This is a genomic window from Novosphingobium sp. BL-A-41-Hi4B-X5A (assembly GCF_055521705.1).
On record NZ_CM145500.1, the window covers coordinates 135,515 to 152,825 of the forward strand.

Here is a 17,311-nt window from a genome sequence, read left to right on the forward strand (position 1 = left end):
CAGGGTGGCGGCCCCACTTTCTGCTGCATCCGGCCGAGACCGGAGCAGTTCCGGATAAGGATGGACCTGATGACCGTTCGCACAGTTCGGCGCTCGATGCTTTGCCTCAGTCTCGTGCTCACAGGGGCTTCGTCGGTCCACGCGCAGACAGGCATCTCAACCGAAACGGTTGCTGCGCCCACGCAACCCAACACCATCACACTGCAGACTGCCGAAAAGGCGGATCGCGAGGTCTGGCATCCCAGCGACAACGGCCGCTATGCCGTGCGCAACGTCACACGCCCGACGCTGACCGTGTTCCAGCCCGTGGGCAAGCCATCCCCGGCATCCGTCATCATCGCTCCCGGTGGTGCGTTCCTCGGCCTCGAGATGGACAAGGAAGGCTGGGAAGTCGCGCGCTGGTTCGCCAATCATGGCGTGACGGCCTTCGTTCTCAAATACCGCACCTTGTCGACGCCGCCCGACCAGAAGGTCTTTGTGGCGGAACTCGACAAGATGATTTCCGGGCAGAAGGCCGCTTTCGCGCCACCTGCCGAAACGCCTGCGGAGGCTCTGGCCGACGGCATAGCTGCGCTGCGACATGTGCGCGCGAACGCCGCGCAGTTCGGGATCGATCCGAAGAGGGTCGGGTTCATGGGCTTTTCCGCTGGTGGTTTCCTCACCCGCAGCGTGGTGGAGAAGGGCGGCGCCGACCGCCCGGACTTCGCCGCGCCGATCTATCCCAACATGGCTGCCATGACCGTGCCTGCCGATGCGCCGCCGATGTTCGTGGCGATTGCCGCCGACGACTTCCTGCTGGCGCGCGAGAAGGGACTGCCGCTGCTGGACAGCTATCGTGCGGCGGGCAAGTCGATAGAGTTCCACCTGTTTTCCTCAGGTGGCCATGGCTTCGGGGCTGGACCTGCCGGCTCGCCCGAGGAAGGCTGGCTTGACCTGATGTACCGGTGGATGCGCACGCAAGGCCTGCTGGCAACGGAGAAGAAGTAAGATGATCAATCGTCGCAGCGTGATGGCCTCGGCCGTGGCTCTGGGAGCTTCCGCTCTGGCCGGCAGCAACGCGCTGGCACGGGCTGCGAAGATCAGGCCAGTGGACCCGAAGTTCCCCGACGGCTTCCTGTGGGGCGCCGCCACGGCCGCACACCAGATCGAAGGCAACAATCTCAACGCGGACTTGTGGGTGATTGAAAACGTCCCCGGCACGATCTTTGCCGAGCGCTCGGGCGATGCGGCAAACAGTTTCGAGCTGTGGCCGGTCGATCTCGATCTGGTGAAGGGGATGGGCCTGAATTCCTATCGCTTCAGCCTTGAATGGGCGCGGATCGAGCCGGACGAGGGTCATTTCTCCAACGCCATGCTCGATCACTACAAGGCGATGATCGAAGGATGTCGGGCGCGTGGCCTAAAGCCGGTCGTTACCTTCAACCACTTCACCACGCCGCGCTGGTTCGCGGCCAAGGGCGGATGGCACAGTCCGGAATCGCCAGCTTTGTTCGCCCGCTTCTGCGATCGCGCCGCGCGGCACCTGGCTGCCGGCATCGAGCTTGCGACCACGCTCAACGAACCCAACCTTGCTGGCGTGATCGGAGAGATCCTGCCGCCGCAGTTGCTGGCGGGTGACAAGGCGACGCAGGAAGCCGCCGCGAAGCAGCTTGGCGTGCCGCTCTATACGCCGGGCGTCTCGCTCTACATCAAGGACCCGAAGACCTACCGCGCCAACATGATGGAAGGCCATCGCCGGGGCCTCGCTGCGATCAAGGCGGTTCGGCCTGACCTTCCGGTCGGCGTGAGCCTTGCGATGCTTGATGATCAGGCCGTCGGCAAGAATTCGATGCGCGATCAGATCCGCGAGCGCTACTACAATGAATGGCTGCGCTTGGCGCGAGATACCTGCGATTTCATCGGCGTCCAGAATTACGAGCGCAAGATGTGGAGCGACAAGGGCGAGGTGCCCGCGCCTGCCAATGCGCGACGGAACACCGGTGGGACCGAAGTATGGCCGGGATCGCTCGCAGGGGCGGTACGCTATGCCCACGAGGTGACGAAGCTGCCAGTCTCCGTCACCGAGCATGGCGTCAACTCTGACGACGACACCCTGCGCCAGTGGCTGATCCCTAACGCGCTCACAGAGCTGAAGCGCGCGATGGACGATGGTGTGCCGGTGCGGGGATATATCCACTGGTCACTGATCGATAACTTCGAGTGGGGTTTCGGCTATCGCTACCGCTTCGGGCTGCATTCATTGAACCGCGAGACCTTCCAGCGCACGGCCAAGCCCAGCGCCGAAGTGCTGGGCTCGATCGCGCGACGGAACTCGCTCTAGGCCAACGCCGCCTTGACGTACTCTGGTCGCAGCGGCAGGCGCCGAACCGGCTTGCCGGTCGCGTCCAGCACCGCGGCAGCGATGGCGGGGCTTGCCAGCGCGTTGGCGCTTTCCGAGCCTTGGCCATAGTTGCCCGCAGCAAGGTTGGTTTCGAACACAACCTTGATCTCGGGCGCTTCGGCCATGGTCAGGATCGGGTAGCTCGCCCAGTCGGCCGCGGTGATCGCGCCGTGATCGAAGCTGACTTCTTCGTGCAGTGCCTGGCTGACGCCCATCAGGCATCCCGCCTGGATCTGGCGGCGCAACTGCAGCGGATTGATGACGATGCCGACGTCGGCAACCATGGTCATCCGTTCGACCCTGACCTCGCCGGTTTCGGGTGTGACCGCAACGTGCGCGGCGCAGGCCCAGTAGCCGTTGTCGCGCAGCATGATCGACATGCCACGGCCCTTGACCACGCCCTTGCCGTTGGCCCGGGCGCCTGGCGCAGGGGAGGGACGGCTGTCCCAATCGGCTTCGGTCCGAAGCTTCTCGATGATCGCCTTGAAGCGCGGGTCGGTAACGTGGTCGAGCCGGAATTGCAGCGCATCCTTGCCGGCAAGCATGGCTGCCTCGCTCATCGCCACTTCGCGCGGGAAATTCTGCTGGAACTGGATCGGCGTGCGCATCGAATGGTCGCGCAAGCCCACGGCGATCGGCGATTCCTTCTCGCCGATCTGCCAGGTGCTCCTCGCCTTCTCGCGCACGGCGGGGACGTTGCCGTAGACCCAGATATCCTGCATCTCGTTGACGCCGTTCTGGAAAATGTCCTTGGTGACGGGGGCAGGGGAATCGATCACCGGCAGTCCTGCAAGGATCGCACCGACAAGGCGGTCATCCTGCATCGGCGGCACGCGGTGTTCGGCTGCGTACCCCGCGATCCGCCCATCCTTGTCGAGCTTGATTGCGATATCGGCCAGCGCGCAGGAGGATTGCGTGGTCCACTGCATCTCGTCCGCGCGCATCCACTGCACGCGCACCGGCCGGCCCAGTTCACGCGAAAGAAGCACGGCTTCGTCCTCGCTCCCTGCGCTGCCGCCATTGGAGCGGCCATAGTGGCCCGATCCGGGATAGGTGCGCACCACCACCTTGTCCTCGCCCACGCCCAGCATCTTGGCGATCATGTGGCGCAAGTGCTGCGGGTTCTGGCTGAGGGTGTGCAGCGTGACCGATCCGTCCGGGCGGTAATCGGCCAGCGTCACCATCGGGCTGATCGGGGCGTGCTTGTGATAGGGCAGGAAATACGATGCCTTGTGCTGGCGCACGGCAGACACCTTTTCCGGCTCGCCCTTGTTGGCCGCGCCATCGCGTGACGGGAATGTTGTCCAGTCAGCCTTCGTGCGCAGATGGTCTGCCAGCCCTTCGTGGCCGGGCAGGCCCTGCCAGTCGCTCCACTTCGTTTCCGCTGCGACGGCCTGTGCGGCTTGCACCGCCTCCCACTCGTCGGGCGAGACGACGGCGAGCAGGTTGCCGATCGTCACCAGTCGCGCGCCTGGATACTGCGCGCCATCAAGCTTCCCGGCCTTGACCAACTTCGAGCCGAGCGTCGCGGGGTGGATGGTGCGGGCGTGGAGCATTCCCGGCAGCTTGACGTCGCCGACCCAGACCGCTTCGCCCGAAACCTTGGGGCGGGTCATCGGATTGGCTGAAGGCTTGCCGATGATGGTGTATTCCGACACGGGCTTCAGCGGCGGCTCGCCCTTGACCGTAAGGCCCATCGGGCTGGTCAATTCGCCCTCGACCGGGATCGTCAGCTTGAGGTCCTGGCCCTTGACCAGATCGGCATAGCTGATCGCCTTGCCGCCGCCAGAGATGACGCCGTCCTTGACACTCAAGGCCTTGCGATCGACCCCAAGCTTGCCCGCTGCGAGTTCCAGCGCGGCCTCGCGCATGTAGGCGGCAACCTTGCGCAGGTTCTGGACATAGCCGAGCAGCCAGAACGTGCCGCCACCGTCGGGCGTGCGGTCGGTATCGCCGGTGATCACGGTCGTCATCGCCGAGAGCGGGACGCAGAGTTCCTCGGCGACGATCTGACGATAGGCCGTGTTAACGCTGCTCTGGCCGAAATCGCATTTGCCGGTGCGGATCGTGACCGTGCCGTCGGCCATCAGTTCGATCCAGTTGGCGGGTGCACTGGCATCGAGCGATGCGGGCGCGGCGGTGGCCGATGCCTTGACCGGCAGGCTTACCGCGACGGCAAGCGCCCCGCCGGTGCCGATGAACGCGCGGCGGGACAGCCTTGCGCCGTTGATGTCGAGGGCTGCGCTCATGCCGCGCCTCCTTCGGCCATCAGCTTGGCCGCGCGGTGCGCGCCTTCGAGGATCGCCGCATAACTGCCGCAGCGGCACAAGTGTGGCGAGGGGCCGGAGTTGGTCAGCGCTTCGCGGATATCCGCGTCGGTCGGCTTGGGGTTCGCCTCGAGCAGTTCCGTGACCTTGATCATCATGCCGAACTGGCAGATCCCGCATTGCGGCACCTGTTCGTCCACCCAGGCCTGCTGGACCGGGTGCAGTCTCTGCGGGTCGGGCGCAAGGCCCTTCTTCTCGGCCCAGCGCGCCGGCAGCCCGTCAACCGTGGTGACCGGCTTGCCCTCTACCGCCGCAACCGGCGTCACGCAGGCGCGCACTTCCTCGCCGCCGAGCAGGACCGAGCAAGCCCCGCATTGCGCGAGGCCGCAGCCGAACTTGACGCCCATCACGCCAAGCTCGTTGCGCAGCACATAGAGCAGCGGCGTGTCCGGCGAGGCCTTCACCTCGCGCTGCTGCCCGTTGACGACGATCCTGGTCACACCAAACTCCCCCACCGTGAATGGACTGTTCTATCGGCAAATTCCGCCTTTGAACAGCAAGGGAGGGCGCGGCCCTGTTCCTTTATTCAGGCCGTAGCCGGGTCCTTGTGCAGCCATTCGGCGTGGCGGGGTGCGCGTCGGGTCCTGCTCCATTCCTCCAGCATGACCGGCGCAAGGTCGGCCAGTTCCGCATACTGCTCTGCCGTGCCGATGTTGCAGGCCAGTTCGAGCCGGTGGCCGTTGGGATCGAAGAAGTAGATCGAGCGGAAGATGCCGTGGTAGGTCGGCCCGAGCACGTCCACGCCTTCGGCTTCGAGATGGGCCTTGGCGGCCTGCAGGGCGGCCTCGTCCTCCACCTCGAAGGCGATATGCTGGACCCATGCCGGGGTGTTCGGGTCCTTGCCCATCTCGGGCTGGTTCGGCAGCTCGAAAAAGGCCAGCACGTTGCCGCCCCCGCAGTCGAGGAAGACATGCATGTAGGGATCGTCTTCGCCGGTGGAGGGCACCTTGTCCTCGGCAAAGGCGGTGGTGTAGCGCATGCCCATCACGCGCTCGTACCAGTCGACCGTTTCCTTTGCGTCGCGGCAGCGATAGGCGACATGGTGGATGCGCTTGATCTGCGGGATCATTCCGCCGTCTCCTCGACCTGCAGGACGCCCCGGCGCATCTGATCGCGCTCCATCGACTTGAAGAGCGCGGTGAAGTTGCCTTCGCCAAAGCCCTCGTCCTTCTTGCGCTGAATGAACTCGAAGAACACCGGGCCGATCTGGGTTTCCGAAAAGATCTGCAACAGCAGACGCGGATCGCCCTTTTCGGTCGAGCCATCGAGCAGGATGCCACGGCGCTGCAACTCGTTTACCGGCTCGCCGTGGCCAGGCAGGCGCTCATCCAGCATCTCGTAGTAGGTGTCCGGCGGAGGCGACATGAACGGCGTGCCGATGGCCTTCAGCTTGTCCCAACCGCCGAGAAGGTCATCACTGGCAAAGGCGATGTGCTGGATGCCCTCGCCGTTGTAGGCGCGCAGGAATTCCTCGATCTGCCCGCCGCCGGCCCCATTGGTTCCTTTGGCGCCTTCTTCGTTGAGCGGAATGCGGATCTTCCCGTCGGGCGCCGTCATGGCGCGACTGGTGAGGCCGGTATATTCGCCCTTGATGTCGAAATAGCGGATCTCGCGGAAGCCGAACACGCGCTCGTAGAACGCCGCCCAGTGCGCCATGCGCCCGCCATAGACGTTGTGGGTGAGGTGATCGATCGTGTGGAAACCGGCGCCAACGGGATGACGGTCCACCCCCGGCAGGTATTCGAAGTCAATGTCGTAGATCGACAGGTCGCCGAACGCGCCGCCCTCGTAGCGGTCAATCAGGTAGATGATCGAACCGCCGATGCCACGAATGGCCGGCAGGCGCAGTTCCATCGGCCCGGTGCGCACTTCGACGGGTTCCGCGCCACGTTCGATCGCCGTGGCATAGGCCTTGGCCGCGTTGCGCACGCGCCAGCCCATGCCACAGGCCGAAGGTCCGTGTTCGGCCGCAAAGTAGGCCGCGGGACTGCGCGGCTCGTAGTTCGCAATCAGGTTGATGCCACCCTGCCGCCACAGTTGCACCGCCTTTGAGCGATGGTTGGCGATGCGGGTAAAGCCCATCCGCTGGAATACCGGTTCGAGCGTGCCGGCCTCGGGTGCGGAAAACTCGATGAATTCGAAGCCGTCGAGGCCAAGCGGGTTTTCGAACAGGTCTTTCGTGGGTTGGTGCTGGCTCAAGGAACTCTCCGATCGAAACTGCAAGCAGCGCAGGGCTGTAAAAGTAGTTTCAATTTATACCAGATTTGCGGAGCGTTGTCGCCATGAATCTTGTTGCTGCCGATCAGCTTCTTCGACCACGCGCCGTCCTCACGTCAGGACGTGGCATTGCTGAGGTCTGCTGCGTGCGTGGAAATATTCGCAATTTCGGGCGTTTATGGTATCAGGAACCATGCCTGGTAGCGCCTCGCCCAATTTGAGCGATCAACGGCTCGATGAAATTGCCGCACATCTGCGGCAGGCTTTTGCCGTCAACAGTGACGACAACGTGATGCTTTCGGATCTTGCAACGGCGCTGGACTCGCCGGAACTCGCGGAGATTTTCCAGGAAATCGCGACCCTGCGCAACGAGGAGCTGCAACGGCTCGAGCGCCTGCTCGGCCGGTTCGCACACAACGACCGCTGAAAAATGGTGCCGGCTACAGGATTCGAACCCGTGGCCCCCTGATTACAAATCAGGTGCTCTACCAACTGAGCTAAGCCGGCCCTGCGCGATGCGCATTGCGCTCCCTTGCCTCAGACCGCACCGAACGTCCAGCCCTCGGTGAGGGCAATTTCGTCGGAAAGTTCGCGCGGGCGCCAGAGGCCGGGATCGTGGGCGGCCTCGCGCAGCCACGCAGCGGTCAGGATGGCGTCGCAGGTGTGATCATCAAGCGCGCCGGCAAGCCCGGATGGCGCGCAGCCGATGACCGCCAGGGCCTCGTCCAGTTCGCCCGCCGATCGCATCTTCGAACGCGACGCAGTTCTCCCCGCGGCCATGGCGGCAATGGTGGTATAGATCTCGCAGATCACCGGTCCCTTGGCGGGCAGGCCGTCCACTGGCCAGACGCTGGCCCGGTCTGCCAGCCGGTGCAGGAGGCGCATCCCCGACAGGCTTGACTTGCCGACCTGCGCTGCGCCGACCAGATTGAAGTTCGAATAGGGTTTGCAGCCCATGCGCCGTTGCGCTGCCTCGGTCACCCGGAAGCGGCCCTGACCCCCGCCGAATTGCCCGCCTTCGCGGCCGCCATGGCGACGGAAGTAGGCGGAAAGATCAGGATGGTCGACCAGCGCCGAGACGCCAAGATGCGGTTCATCGGCGCATATCGCGTCGATCAGCGCCCAAAGCTCGCGCGCGCTGCCGGGACTGTCCGGCCAGCCGGGAAAGAATGCGCCCCGGTCTGCAAAGGGCAGGGCGATGCCGAGGTCCATGCCGACCAGCGTATCGTCCGGCAGCTCATCGCGCAGGTAGGCAAGGACTTCGCAGCGTGACCAGCGATGGCCCGGCCGGACGATGCGCGGCGTCGCCGTCCCGCGCGTGGCCAGCGCCACGGCAATGCCCTTGTGCCGCTCGCCTGCCGCCCCTGACCAGTCGATGGCGACGAAATGGCCGAAGCGCCTCCCGAAACGGTCACCGAAACGGTCGCCAAAGCGATCAGGCGTCATTCGCCCTGGCGCTCGCGGCGCTTGCGTTCCCACCAATCGAGGCGTTTGGCCACTTCACGTTCGAACCCGCGTTCGACCGGGGCATAGTAGGTCTGCGGTGCCATGCCTTCAGGCCAGTAGTTGTCGCCGGAAAAGCCGTCCTCGGCATCGTGGTCGTATTGGTAGCCCTTGCCATAGCCGATGTCCTTCATCAGCTTGGTCGGCGCGTTGAGAATGTTCGCTGGTGGCATCAGCGATCCGGTATCGCGCGCGGATTTCCACGCAGCCTTGTGCGCCATGTAGGCGGCGTTCGATTTGGGCGCGGTGGCGATGTAGAGCAGGGCCTGCACTATGGCCAGTTCGCCCTCGGGGCTGCCGAGGAACTCATAGGCATCCTTGGCGGCAAGGCACTGCACCAGTGCCTGCGGATCGGCCATGCCGATGTCTTCGACCGCCATGCGCACCAGCCGTCGCAGCACGTAAAGCGGCTCTTCGCCTGCCACCAGCATGCGTGCCATGTAATAGAGCGCTGCCTGCGGGTCTGAGCCGCGCACCGCCTTGTGCAGGGCGGAAATGAGGTTGTAGTGCCCCTCGCGGTCCTTGTCGTAGACCGCCACGCGCCGCATCAGGAACTTGCCCAGCCCCTCGGGATCAAGTGGTGCGGGCAGAGACACGTCAAACAGCATTTCCGCCTGGTTGAGCAGGAAGCGCCCGTCGCCATCGGCAGAAGCCACCAGTGCTTCGCGGGCAGGCGGGGTGAGGGGAAGGCGCAAGCCTGTGATGTCTTCAGCGCGGTCGAGCAGCGTGCCCAGCGCGGCGGCATCGAGGCGATGCAGGATCAGCACCTGTGCACGGCTGAGCAGTGCGGCGTTCAGCGCAAAACTGGGGTTCTCGGTGGTCGCGCCGACCAGCGTGACTGTGCCGTTCTCCACAAACGGCAGGAAACCGTCCTGCTGCGCACGGTTGAAGCGGTGGATCTCGTCAACGAACAGCAAGGTGCGTCGGCCGGCCAGCGCCATGGCTTCCGCTTCGGCAAAGGCTTTCTTGAGATCGGCCACGCCTGAAAACACTGCGCTGATCGCAACATAGCGCATGCCCACGGCCTCGGCGAGCAGCCGCGCGATGCTGGTCTTGCCGGTGCCGGGCGGACCCCACAGGATCATCGAGGTCAGTTTGCCCGCCGCAACCATCCGCCCGATCGCGCCTTCCTCGCCGGTCAGATGATCCTGCCCGATCACCTCGGTCAGGTCGCGCGGGCGCAGCCGATCCGCCAGCGGCGCTTCGGCGCTGGCTTCGGGCGGGGGGCGGTCCTGCGGAGGCGGGGCGAAGAGATCAGCCATTGGTCACCGAGATAGGACGGGCTGAGAAAAATTGCACCTGCCCACTTGCCAACGTCGCATTAAGATATATCTTAGACGCATCATGAAAGGATATGAACACATGAGAATCGAAAGAGGTCGGCACGGCAATGGTCGCGGCCATGGCCATGGCCGGCACGCCATCAAGATGATGGCCATGATGGGCGGACGCTTTGGCGGTCCGTTCGGGAAGGGCGGTGCCTTTGGCGAAGATGGCCCGTTCGGGGGCAGTCCGTTCGGGGGCGGCCGGGGTGGTCGCGGTGGTGGTGGTCGCCGGGGCGGACGGATGTTTGCCGGTGGCGAACTGCGCCTGCTGCTGCTTCACCTCGTCGCCGAGCAGCCGCGCCATGGCTATGATCTGATCCGCGCGATCGGTGAGCTTGCAGGCGGCGAATATGCGCCCAGTCCGGGCGTGGTCTACCCCACGCTAAACCTTCTGGTCGACGAGGGCCTGATCGCCGAGGAAGCCGGAGAGGGGCCACGCAAGGCCTTCGCCGTGACCGACGCAGGCCGTGCCGAGCTCCATGGCAAGGACGCCGAACTCGACGCGATCCTGGGTCGCCTCAAGGCGCTGGGCGAACAGCGCGACCGTGCGGACAGTCCGCCGGTGCGCCGTGCCATGGGCAATCTTCACGCAGCCGTGCGCAATCGCGTCATGGCGCAGGGCTTCGATACCGAGACTGCCCATGCCATCGCCGATATCCTCGACGAGGCCGCACGCAGGATCGAACGCCTCTGATGCTCCATGAATCCGCGCTTTCGCGCCGCTTTGAGGATGCATTGGGCCATGATATCCTCTCCCCGGGTAACAGGGGGAGAGGACCCATGGATAACCTGCAAGACGATCCCGTGAAGACTCCGGGCCATCTCTGGGCTGTCGGCGTGATCAGTCTGTTGTGGAACAGCTTTGGTTGCGTCGATTACGCGATGAGCAAGCTCGACCCGCTCGGCTACATGAACTCTGTCGGCATGACTCAAGCCGAGGTCGCCTACATGCTGGCCATGCCCGCCTGGCTCAGCGCGTTCTGGGCGCTTGGCGTCTGGGGCTCGCTGGCGGGTTCGCTCCTGCTGCTGTTGCGTTCGCGCCACGCGGTGACGGCGTTTGCGGTTTCGCTGGTTGGCCTTGCCGTAAGCCAGCTTTCGCACTTTCTCGACAGCACGATGCCCGCATCCATGAACTCGGGCGCCATGATGGCGATGAACTTCCTGATCTGGGGCTCGCTCGTTTTCTTCCTGTGGTATGCGAGCCGGATGAAGGCAGCGGGCGTCCTGCGCTAAATCAGCGCCGGCTTGCCTTGGCCTTCTGGCGCACCAACCTGAGGTAGGTATCGGCGACCGCCTGGTTGATCCGGTCCCAGGAGAAATCGAGGCTGCGTTCCTCGCCTGCCATGCCATGGCGCGCGCGAAGCCCGGCATCTTCCACATAGCAGCGTAGCGCCTCGGCAAACTGGCGCACCGCTCCGGGCGTGATCAGTCGGCCCGATACGTTGTCGTCGACGAGACTCTGGCTTCCGGTCGCCGCTGCGGCAACCACCGGCACGCGGCAGGCCATCGCTTCAAGCGTGACATTGCCGAACGTTTCGGTGACCGAAGGATTGAACAGCACGTCCATGCTCGCCACGGCGCGGCCAAGATCGTGCCCGCCCTGGAACCCTGCGAAGACAGCATCCGGCAGCCGGGCGGCAAACCATTCGTGCGCCGGGCCTTCGCCGACCACGAGCACGCGATGCTTGACGCCCTTGCGCACCAGTTGGTCGACCGAGTCTGAAAAGACGTCGAGACCTTTCTCCATGACCAGGCGGCCAAGGAAGCCGATCACCACTTCGTCATCGCCGATGCCGAGCTCGCGCCGCCATTCGAGACTGCGAGCGCCGGGGTGGAAGATCTCGCGATCGACCCCGCGTGACCAGATGTCGATGTCGTAGTTCATGCGCTGGTCGCGCAGCACTTGCGCCATCGATTCCGATGGCGCGACCAGGGCATCGCAGCGGCGGTAGAAGCGGCGCATCAGGGCTTCGACCACGGGTTCGGCCCAGGCCATGTTGTAGTAGCGGAAATAGGTCTCGAACCGGGTGTGGACCGAGGCGAGGATGGGCAGCCTGCGGTGTCGCGCCCAAGAGACCGCGCGGTGCGCGACGACATCGGGCGAGGACACGTGCACGACATGGGGCGCAAACTCGGCCAGATCGCGACGGATGCGCGGAGACAGGGCCAGCGGGAAGCGATATTCGGGGCGGCCGGGAATTGCGAACGAGGGCACGCCGATCAGCGTGCCCGTCGCCTCGAAGGCAGGCTCTTCGACCTTGGGCGCATAGATGCGCACATCCGCGCCTTGGCGCAGGAGATAGCCGACGAGGCGGTTCAGCGCCTGGTTCGCGCCATCGCGGACGTAATTGTAGTTGCCGCTGAACAACGCGACGCGCAGGTTTGAAAGATCGGTCGGGAAGGGGGAGTTTGCCTCGCTCATCGGCTGCGCCATAGCCCGGCAGAAGCTGAATGGCGAGTGACGGCGACGGATTTGCGCGACTTTTGCGCGATCTGAACAGAGCACGGCCGTGGGCCGCGCGGCAGGTTACTCCGCCGCTGATGTACCTCGGGTGTCGCTCCGGTCCGATCCGGAGCGGTTTTGCGGAAACCTTTCATAGGCACCGGGGTTTGGGCTGCACGACAGGTCTCAGGCAATCCAGAGGGAAGATCAATGATTTCGAAGAACATTCTCACGTGGCCGCTGGCCGCGACGCTGGCGCTCGTCGCCGCTCCGGCCATGGCGCAGGACAGCATGGACGACACCGCCACGACCACGTCCACCGCCACCACGGCAGATGGCTTCGATCGCGACAGCCACTTTGACGGCGTGTACATCCAGGGCTTTGGCGGCATCAGCCTGCTCGGCAACAATCGCGGCCAGTTCGAGTTCGATACCAACCGCGATGGCAACTATGGCGACACTGTCCAGACGACGGCCGGTGCCAATGCCTTCTCGCCGGGCTTTGCCAACTGCGGTGCCACCGGATCGACGCGCGGGGCGGGTTGCGTTGCCGACAAGCAGGGTGCGGAATACGGCGTTCGCGTTGGCTTCGACGCGCGGTCGGGCAACATGGTGTTCGGTGGCCTGCTCGAAGGTTCGCGCAACGAATCGATCTATCGTTCGACCGCGTTCAGCACCACGCCGGCGTCCTATCGCATCGACCGCCAGCTCGACTACGCGATCTCGGCCCGCGCGCGTCTTGGCTACACTCCGGGCGGCGGCGCGCTGTTCTACGTCACCGGTGGTGGCAGCTACGCCAAGATCAACCATGACTTCTCCACCACCAACACCGCCAATTCGTTCACCGAGCGTGACGACGGCAAGATGGTCTGGGGCTGGCAGGCAGGTGGCGGCACCGAAATCATGCTGTCGAACAACCTCTCGCTGGGCCTCGAGTACCTTTACAGCCGCTACCAGGACGACAAGTACGAAGTCGAAGTGGGCCAGGGCACCGCGCCTGCCACCAATCCGTTCCTGCTGAACGGCGGCGGCACGAACCTGCGCGTGACCGACAAGGTGTTCGACACGCATGCCCTGCGCGCCACTGTCGGCCTGCGTTTCTGACCATATGGCCTAACCCTGCCGCGTGAACGATCCGGAGCTTGCAGACCCGCAAGGCCGGTCAAGTGAAGCGCGGAAGGTGAACCCGGAGAAGCTGCGGCGACATCCCTCGCCGCAGCTTTTTTGTGCCCTGCGAAGACCCCGAATTCGCCGAGGGGTTTACGCGGTTTACACAGTTCAGGAGAGCTATCGTGTTCGATCGGATCGGCGCAATTGATCGGGTTTTGCGATTTGCGGTGGGCGGGTTCGGGCGGCTGTTGGCGAGGCGATTCCTGGCGTTTGGCGCTTGCCCACCCCCGACCCCTCCCGCCTGCGGGAGGGGAGGAAATTGGCGCTTTTCCTGCGGGGGCGTGCTGACGAGCAGCGCAGCGCTTGGTGCTGCTGTGCGAGTGGGGGTGAGGTGCGACATGGCTTGAAGGCTATGTCAGCTGAGGGCCTGTAGGAAAGTCATTTTGTGCTTTGTCTGTTCTCATGGAATGGGCGTCGGTGCGGCTAAATCTGACACATGCGTCAATAACGCTTTCCGGCTGTTCACGCGGGGGCAGGAAGTTTTGGCGGTTTGTCAAACAGACACCGCCACTCCGATCAAACCGGTAACTCCAGAAGCCTGGCAGGGTCCGCCCTCAGCCTTGGCGGACCCTGCCTCCGATCAGATCCTGATCTGGCTGCCCAGTTCGACCACGCGGTTTGCAGGAAGCCGGTAGTAGTCCATCGCCGATTCCGAGGCTTTGAGCATCCAGGCAAACAGCTGTTCCCGCCAGAGTGCCATGCCGGCGACTTCCCGGGCCGCTATGAGTTTCTGTCGGCCGAGGAACCAGCTGGTGCGCATGGGATCAAGGGTAATTCCTTGCCGGGCGAGTGGGGAAAGATCATTGGGAAGATCGATTTCCTCGGTAAAGCCGTATCGTGCCACGACCCTGTAAAAGCCGTCACCCCAATCGTGGCGCTCCAGTCGTTCGTGCGGTTCGAGGCGAGGAACGTCGGCAACCTCCACGGTAAGCAGCACCACATTCTCGTGCAGGATCTGGTTGTGCTTGAGATTGTGCAGCAGAGCAGCGGGAACGCCATCTTTCGAGGCGGACAAGAACACGGATGTTCCTTTTACCCGGTGCACGCTGGACGCGGTCGAGCGGATGAAGTCGTCGAGGCCCATGGCCTCGTCTTCGAGATGACGGCGCAGGATCGCCCGGCCCTTCGCCCAGGTGGTGAGCACGATGAAGATTGTGGATGCTATGACCAGCGGCACCCAGCCGCCATCGGCGATCTTGGCAATGTTCGACATGAAGAATGCGGTGTCGATGGTGGCAAAGAACGCAATGGTCGCGGCCGCCGCCAGCTTGTTCCAGTGCCAGACCTTGAACAGCAGGAAACCCAGCATGGCGGTGGTGATCAGCATCGTCCCGACCACCGATATGCCGTATGCCGAGGCCAAGCGGGTGGACTGCCCAAAGCCGATGACGAGAACGAGGACCATGGCCAGCAGGCCCCAGTTGACGGCAGGCATGTAGATCTGCCCGGCGGCTTTCTCGCTGGTGTGCAGGATCTTGAGACGCGGCAGGAAGCCGAGCTGAATTGCTTGATGTGTGACGGAGAAGGCGCCCGAGATCACGGCCTGGCTGGCGATGATGGTTGCGAAGGTGGCCAGAATGATCAGGGGGAGCCTGGCCCATTCGGGCGCCATCAGGAAAAAGGGATTTTCCACGGCGGCTGGATTCGACAACAGCAAGGCGCCCTGGCCCATGTAGTTCAGGAGTAGAGCCGGGAAAACGAGCGCGATCCAGCTGAGCCCGATGGCCTTGCGGCCGAAATGTCCCATGTCTGCATAGAGCGTTTCGGCCCCGGTGACCGCCAGGAAAACCGAGCCCATGGCAAGAAAGGCGAGACGGGAATCGTGAGTGAAGAATGCCGCCGCCCAGCGCGGGTCGACGATGCCGAGAATGGACGGATTGTTGGCGATATTGGCGATGCCAAGCACGGCAAGAACGACAAAGTAGGCAATGACCACCGGACCGAAGAAGGCGCCGACACGGGCCGTGCCGCGCGATTGGATCAGGAACAGACCGACCAGGATCAAGACCGATAGAGGGAGGACCAGAGGTTCGGCACGTGCTTCGATGATGGTCAGACCTTCAACAGCCGAGAGCACGGACATTGCCGGTGTGAGCATGGCGTCGCCATAAAAGAGCGCTGTGGCCAGAACGCCCAGTACGACAAGCCAGCTCTTCTGCCGGCTGTCGAGGTGACCGGAGATCAATGCCAGCAATGCGAAGGAGCCACCTTCGCCGCGATTGTCGGCACGCATGGCAACCAGAACGTACTTGATAGTGACGACTATCATCAGCGTCCAGAAAATCAGGCTGAGGACGCCGAAGATATGCAGGGCATCAACCTTGAGGGGATGAGGCCCGATGAAGGATTCCTTCATGGCATAGAGTGGCGAGGTGCCGATATCGCCAAAGACGACACCGACGGCCCCGACCATGAGGACGGCCAGACTTTCTTTCTGCGGGGTTGGGCCGGGCGAAGCGCCGCCTGATGGCGGAGCGGATTCGGAATGTAGCATGGCTTTATTGTGGTGATTTGCAGCATAAAGATTCCATGTGGAATTCGCTTGTGGATGCCATATCCTGTCGACGTGGATCGCACGTTCCGGCAGTCAATCCGCCATGTTCACCGACACTCTTCTGCCGCTTGACCGGGTACGATCGGCAAAGGCATCGATCACCCACACATCAGCGGCTTTGCTGCTTGCGGGCATTTCCACGGCCATCGGAGTATTGACGGCCAGCCGCTGGGGCAATGCCCCGGTGGTCATGCTGTACCTGCCGCCCGTGCTTTATGCCGCGATTTACGCAGGGCTTCGTAGCGGCTTGCTGATCTCGTTCGCCTCGGCGCTTGCGTTCAACTATTTCTTCACCTCGCCCTATCACACGCTGGTCATCCACAGTCCCGCAGATGCGGTGACCATGGTCGTGCTGTTCATCGTGGCGGCCGTGTGCAGCCAGCTGGCCGCGTCGGTCCGCAGGCAGTCCCGGCTGGCCGCGGAACATGCCGGTCGCAATGCCGCCATTGCCGGCTTTGCCCGACGCCTGCTGTCCACCCGCGATGTCGGCGAAGTTGCCGAGGTCAGTGCGGCGCAACTGGCGGCGCTGTTCGGTTGCCAGGTGGCGGTTGCTGTCGATGCTGAGCCAGTGCGGATTCTGGCGAGCATACCGGCTGATGCATCGCCAAATCCTGATGATCTTGCCGCTGCCGCCTATGCCCTCCAGTTCGGCGAGAGTTCGGGGCGGGGTGAGAAGCGCGCCGCACAGGCGGATTGGCAGTTTCATCCCATCGCATCGGACAGTGCAGTGCTGGCGGCGGTTGGCCTGGCCAGAGAAGATGGAGTGCCGCCAATACCACAAGAGCGGCAAGTCTTGTTCGAGAGCCTGCTGAACCAGATGGCATTGGCGCTTGAGCGCACGAGACTGGAAGGCGAAGCGAGGGAAGCGGCAGGAATGCGCGCTCGCGACAAGTTGCGGTCAGCGTTGCTGGGGTCAATCGGCGACGACATCAAGCCACGCATCAGGGCAGTTCAGACCACCTTGCGTGCCTTGCGTCGCGAGGGCAATCTATCGAGGGAGCCGGCCTCGCTATTGGAAGGGGAAGTTGCGGGGATCGAGCGTCATATCGACAATCTCGTCGACCTGCAGGGCACCGACGGAGACCTGAACATTACGGTCGGAGAAATCGTGATCGATCTGCATCACAGGTCGGTTCTGCGGCAGGGCGAGAATGTGCGTCTTACGCCCAAGGAGTTTGCGGTTCTGGCAGAATTGACCAAGAGTGGTGGAAGGACGTTGACCCACGGCCAGCTTCTGAACGCGGTATGGGGACCAGCGCAGCAAGAACACGTCGATTATCTGCGGGTCGCAATCATGGGGCTGCGCCGGAAGATTGAAACTGATCCGGCAAGTCCGCAGCTCGTTCTTAACGTCCCTGGCGTGGGGTATCGCCTGGCCATTAGTTGAGCTGG

At 63.7% G+C, this 17,311-nt stretch carries 16 protein-coding genes and 1 tRNA gene; 7 read left to right on the forward strand and 10 right to left on the reverse strand.

Annotation, left to right across the window (positions count from 1 at the left end):
- Nucleotides 1-69: 69 nt before the first annotated feature.
- Entirely contained in the window at nucleotides 70-987 is a 918-nt protein-coding gene (locus ACZ1JY_RS00625; protein WP_465130019.1) for an alpha/beta hydrolase, read from the forward strand.
- 1 nt (nucleotide 988) lies between these two features.
- Nucleotides 989-2,320 carry a family 1 glycosylhydrolase gene (locus tag ACZ1JY_RS00630; protein WP_465130020.1) on the forward strand — a complete coding sequence of 444 codons (1,332 nt, stop codon included), beginning with the start codon at nucleotides 989-991 and terminating at the stop codon, nucleotides 2,318-2,320.
- On the opposite strand, the gene ACZ1JY_RS00635 is transcribed toward ACZ1JY_RS00630, so the two are convergent.
- From ACZ1JY_RS00635 to hppD, 4 genes are all read right to left on the reverse strand, one after another.
- Nucleotides 2,317-4,629: a xanthine dehydrogenase family protein molybdopterin-binding subunit gene (locus ACZ1JY_RS00635; protein ID WP_465130021.1), complete on the reverse strand. Its 2,313-nt coding sequence runs from the start codon at nucleotides 4,627-4,629 to the stop codon at nucleotides 2,317-2,319. The genes ACZ1JY_RS00630 and ACZ1JY_RS00635 overlap by 4 nt on opposite strands.
- Entirely contained in the window at nucleotides 4,626-5,147 is a 522-nt protein-coding gene (locus tag ACZ1JY_RS00640; protein WP_465130022.1) for a (2Fe-2S)-binding protein, read from the reverse strand. Before ACZ1JY_RS00640 ends, ACZ1JY_RS00635 begins: the two co-directional genes overlap by 4 nt.
- A gap of 86 nt (nucleotides 5,148-5,233) precedes the next feature.
- Nucleotides 5,234-5,776 carry a VOC family protein gene (locus ACZ1JY_RS00645; protein ID WP_118074247.1) on the reverse strand — a complete coding sequence of 181 codons (543 nt, stop codon included), beginning with the start codon at nucleotides 5,774-5,776 and terminating at the stop codon, nucleotides 5,234-5,236.
- Nucleotides 5,773-6,906, reverse strand: a complete 1,134-nt coding sequence (gene hppD, locus ACZ1JY_RS00650; RefSeq protein ID WP_118074246.1) for a 4-hydroxyphenylpyruvate dioxygenase — start codon at nucleotides 6,904-6,906, stop codon at nucleotides 5,773-5,775. The genes ACZ1JY_RS00645 and hppD overlap by 4 nt, the downstream gene beginning before the upstream one ends.
- A gap of 196 nt (nucleotides 6,907-7,102) precedes the next feature.
- Between hppD and ACZ1JY_RS00655 the strand changes: the two genes are divergently transcribed.
- Nucleotides 7,103-7,351, forward strand: coding sequence for a hypothetical protein (locus ACZ1JY_RS00655; protein ID WP_465130023.1), 249 nt, complete (start codon nucleotides 7,103-7,105; stop codon nucleotides 7,349-7,351).
- Nucleotides 7,352-7,355: 4 nt separating this feature from the next.
- Here the strand turns inward: ACZ1JY_RS00655 and ACZ1JY_RS00660 are convergent.
- From ACZ1JY_RS00660 to ACZ1JY_RS00670, 3 genes are all read right to left on the reverse strand, one after another.
- Nucleotides 7,356-7,431: transfer RNA gene (locus tag ACZ1JY_RS00660), tRNA-Thr, on the reverse strand.
- 30 nt (nucleotides 7,432-7,461) lie between these two features.
- On the reverse strand, nucleotides 7,462-8,370 hold the full coding sequence (locus ACZ1JY_RS00665; protein ID WP_465130024.1) for a hypothetical protein: 909 nt from the start codon (nucleotides 8,368-8,370) through the stop codon (nucleotides 7,462-7,464).
- Nucleotides 8,367-9,689, reverse strand: coding sequence for a replication-associated recombination protein A (locus tag ACZ1JY_RS00670; protein ID WP_465130025.1), 1,323 nt, complete (start codon nucleotides 9,687-9,689; stop codon nucleotides 8,367-8,369). Before ACZ1JY_RS00670 ends, ACZ1JY_RS00665 begins: the two co-directional genes overlap by 4 nt.
- A 100-nt stretch (nucleotides 9,690-9,789) precedes the next feature.
- Here ACZ1JY_RS00670 and ACZ1JY_RS00675 point away from each other — a divergent pair, with 100 nt between their 5' ends.
- Together ACZ1JY_RS00675 and ACZ1JY_RS00680 are read left to right on the forward strand one after the other, a co-directional pair.
- Nucleotides 9,790-10,446 carry a PadR family transcriptional regulator gene (locus ACZ1JY_RS00675; RefSeq protein ID WP_118074817.1) on the forward strand — a complete coding sequence of 219 codons (657 nt, stop codon included), beginning with the start codon at nucleotides 9,790-9,792 and terminating at the stop codon, nucleotides 10,444-10,446.
- Between the two features lie 86 nt (nucleotides 10,447-10,532).
- Complete coding sequence (locus ACZ1JY_RS00680; protein WP_168905382.1) at nucleotides 10,533-10,985, forward strand: hypothetical protein; 453 nt, start codon at nucleotides 10,533-10,535, stop codon at nucleotides 10,983-10,985.
- Nucleotide 10,986: 1 nt separating this feature from the next.
- On the opposite strand, the gene ACZ1JY_RS00685 is transcribed toward ACZ1JY_RS00680, so the two are convergent.
- The gene (locus ACZ1JY_RS00685; RefSeq protein WP_465130026.1) at nucleotides 10,987-12,174 is read right to left on the reverse strand and encodes a glycosyltransferase family 4 protein; all 1,188 of its coding nucleotides are present in this window, start codon (nucleotides 12,172-12,174) and stop codon (nucleotides 10,987-10,989) included.
- Between the two features lie 231 nt (nucleotides 12,175-12,405).
- On the opposite strand from ACZ1JY_RS00685, the gene ACZ1JY_RS00690 reads away from it, so the two are divergent.
- Complete coding sequence (locus tag ACZ1JY_RS00690) at nucleotides 12,406-13,299, forward strand: outer membrane protein (protein ID WP_465130027.1); 894 nt, start codon at nucleotides 12,406-12,408, stop codon at nucleotides 13,297-13,299.
- 646 nt (nucleotides 13,300-13,945) lie between these two features.
- Here ACZ1JY_RS00690 and ACZ1JY_RS00695 read toward each other — a convergent pair.
- The gene (locus tag ACZ1JY_RS00695; protein WP_465130028.1) at nucleotides 13,946-15,859 is read right to left on the reverse strand and encodes a potassium transporter Kup; all 1,914 of its coding nucleotides are present in this window, start codon (nucleotides 15,857-15,859) and stop codon (nucleotides 13,946-13,948) included.
- 93 nt (nucleotides 15,860-15,952) lie between these two features.
- Nucleotides 15,953-16,111, reverse strand: coding sequence for a hypothetical protein (locus ACZ1JY_RS00700; protein WP_465130948.1), 159 nt, complete (start codon nucleotides 16,109-16,111; stop codon nucleotides 15,953-15,955).
- Here ACZ1JY_RS00700 and ACZ1JY_RS00705 point away from each other — a divergent pair.
- On the forward strand, nucleotides 16,074-17,306 hold the full coding sequence (locus ACZ1JY_RS00705) for a DUF4118 domain-containing protein (protein WP_465130935.1): 1,233 nt from the start codon (nucleotides 16,074-16,076) through the stop codon (nucleotides 17,304-17,306). The genes ACZ1JY_RS00700 and ACZ1JY_RS00705 overlap by 38 nt on opposite strands.
- The last annotated feature ends 5 nt before the right edge of the window (nucleotides 17,307-17,311 follow it).

Excerpts from the sequence above, each read along its gene's own strand:
- ACZ1JY_RS00625 (WP_465130019.1), top strand. The coding sequence starts at position 70 with ATGACCGTTCGCACAGTTCGGCGCTCGATGCTTTGCCTCAGTCTCGTG.
- ACZ1JY_RS00630 (WP_465130020.1), top strand. The coding sequence starts at position 989 with ATGATCAATCGTCGCAGCGTGATGGCCTCGGCCGTGGCTCTGGGAGCT.
- ACZ1JY_RS00635 (WP_465130021.1), bottom strand. The coding sequence starts at position 4,629 with ATGAGCGCAGCCCTCGACATCAACGGCGCAAGGCTGTCCCGCCGCGCG.
- ACZ1JY_RS00645 (WP_118074247.1), bottom strand. The coding sequence starts at position 5,776 with ATGATCCCGCAGATCAAGCGCATCCACCATGTCGCCTATCGCTGCCGC.
- ACZ1JY_RS00655 (WP_465130023.1), top strand. The coding sequence starts at position 7,103 with ATGGTATCAGGAACCATGCCTGGTAGCGCCTCGCCCAATTTGAGCGAT.
- ACZ1JY_RS00665 (WP_465130024.1), bottom strand. The coding sequence starts at position 8,370 with ATGACGCCTGATCGCTTTGGCGACCGTTTCGGTGACCGTTTCGGGAGG.
- ACZ1JY_RS00670 (WP_465130025.1), bottom strand. The coding sequence starts at position 9,689 with ATGGCTGATCTCTTCGCCCCGCCTCCGCAGGACCGCCCCCCGCCCGAA.
- ACZ1JY_RS00675 (WP_118074817.1), top strand. The coding sequence starts at position 9,790 with ATGAGAATCGAAAGAGGTCGGCACGGCAATGGTCGCGGCCATGGCCAT.
- ACZ1JY_RS00680 (WP_168905382.1), top strand. The coding sequence starts at position 10,533 with ATGGATAACCTGCAAGACGATCCCGTGAAGACTCCGGGCCATCTCTGG.
- ACZ1JY_RS00685 (WP_465130026.1), bottom strand. The coding sequence starts at position 12,174 with ATGAGCGAGGCAAACTCCCCCTTCCCGACCGATCTTTCAAACCTGCGC.
- ACZ1JY_RS00690 (WP_465130027.1), top strand. The coding sequence starts at position 12,406 with ATGATTTCGAAGAACATTCTCACGTGGCCGCTGGCCGCGACGCTGGCG.
- ACZ1JY_RS00695 (WP_465130028.1), bottom strand. The coding sequence starts at position 15,859 with ATGCTACATTCCGAATCCGCTCCGCCATCAGGCGGCGCTTCGCCCGGC.
- ACZ1JY_RS00700 (WP_465130948.1), bottom strand. The coding sequence starts at position 16,111 with ATGACCACCGGGGCATTGCCCCAGCGGCTGGCCGTCAATACTCCGATG.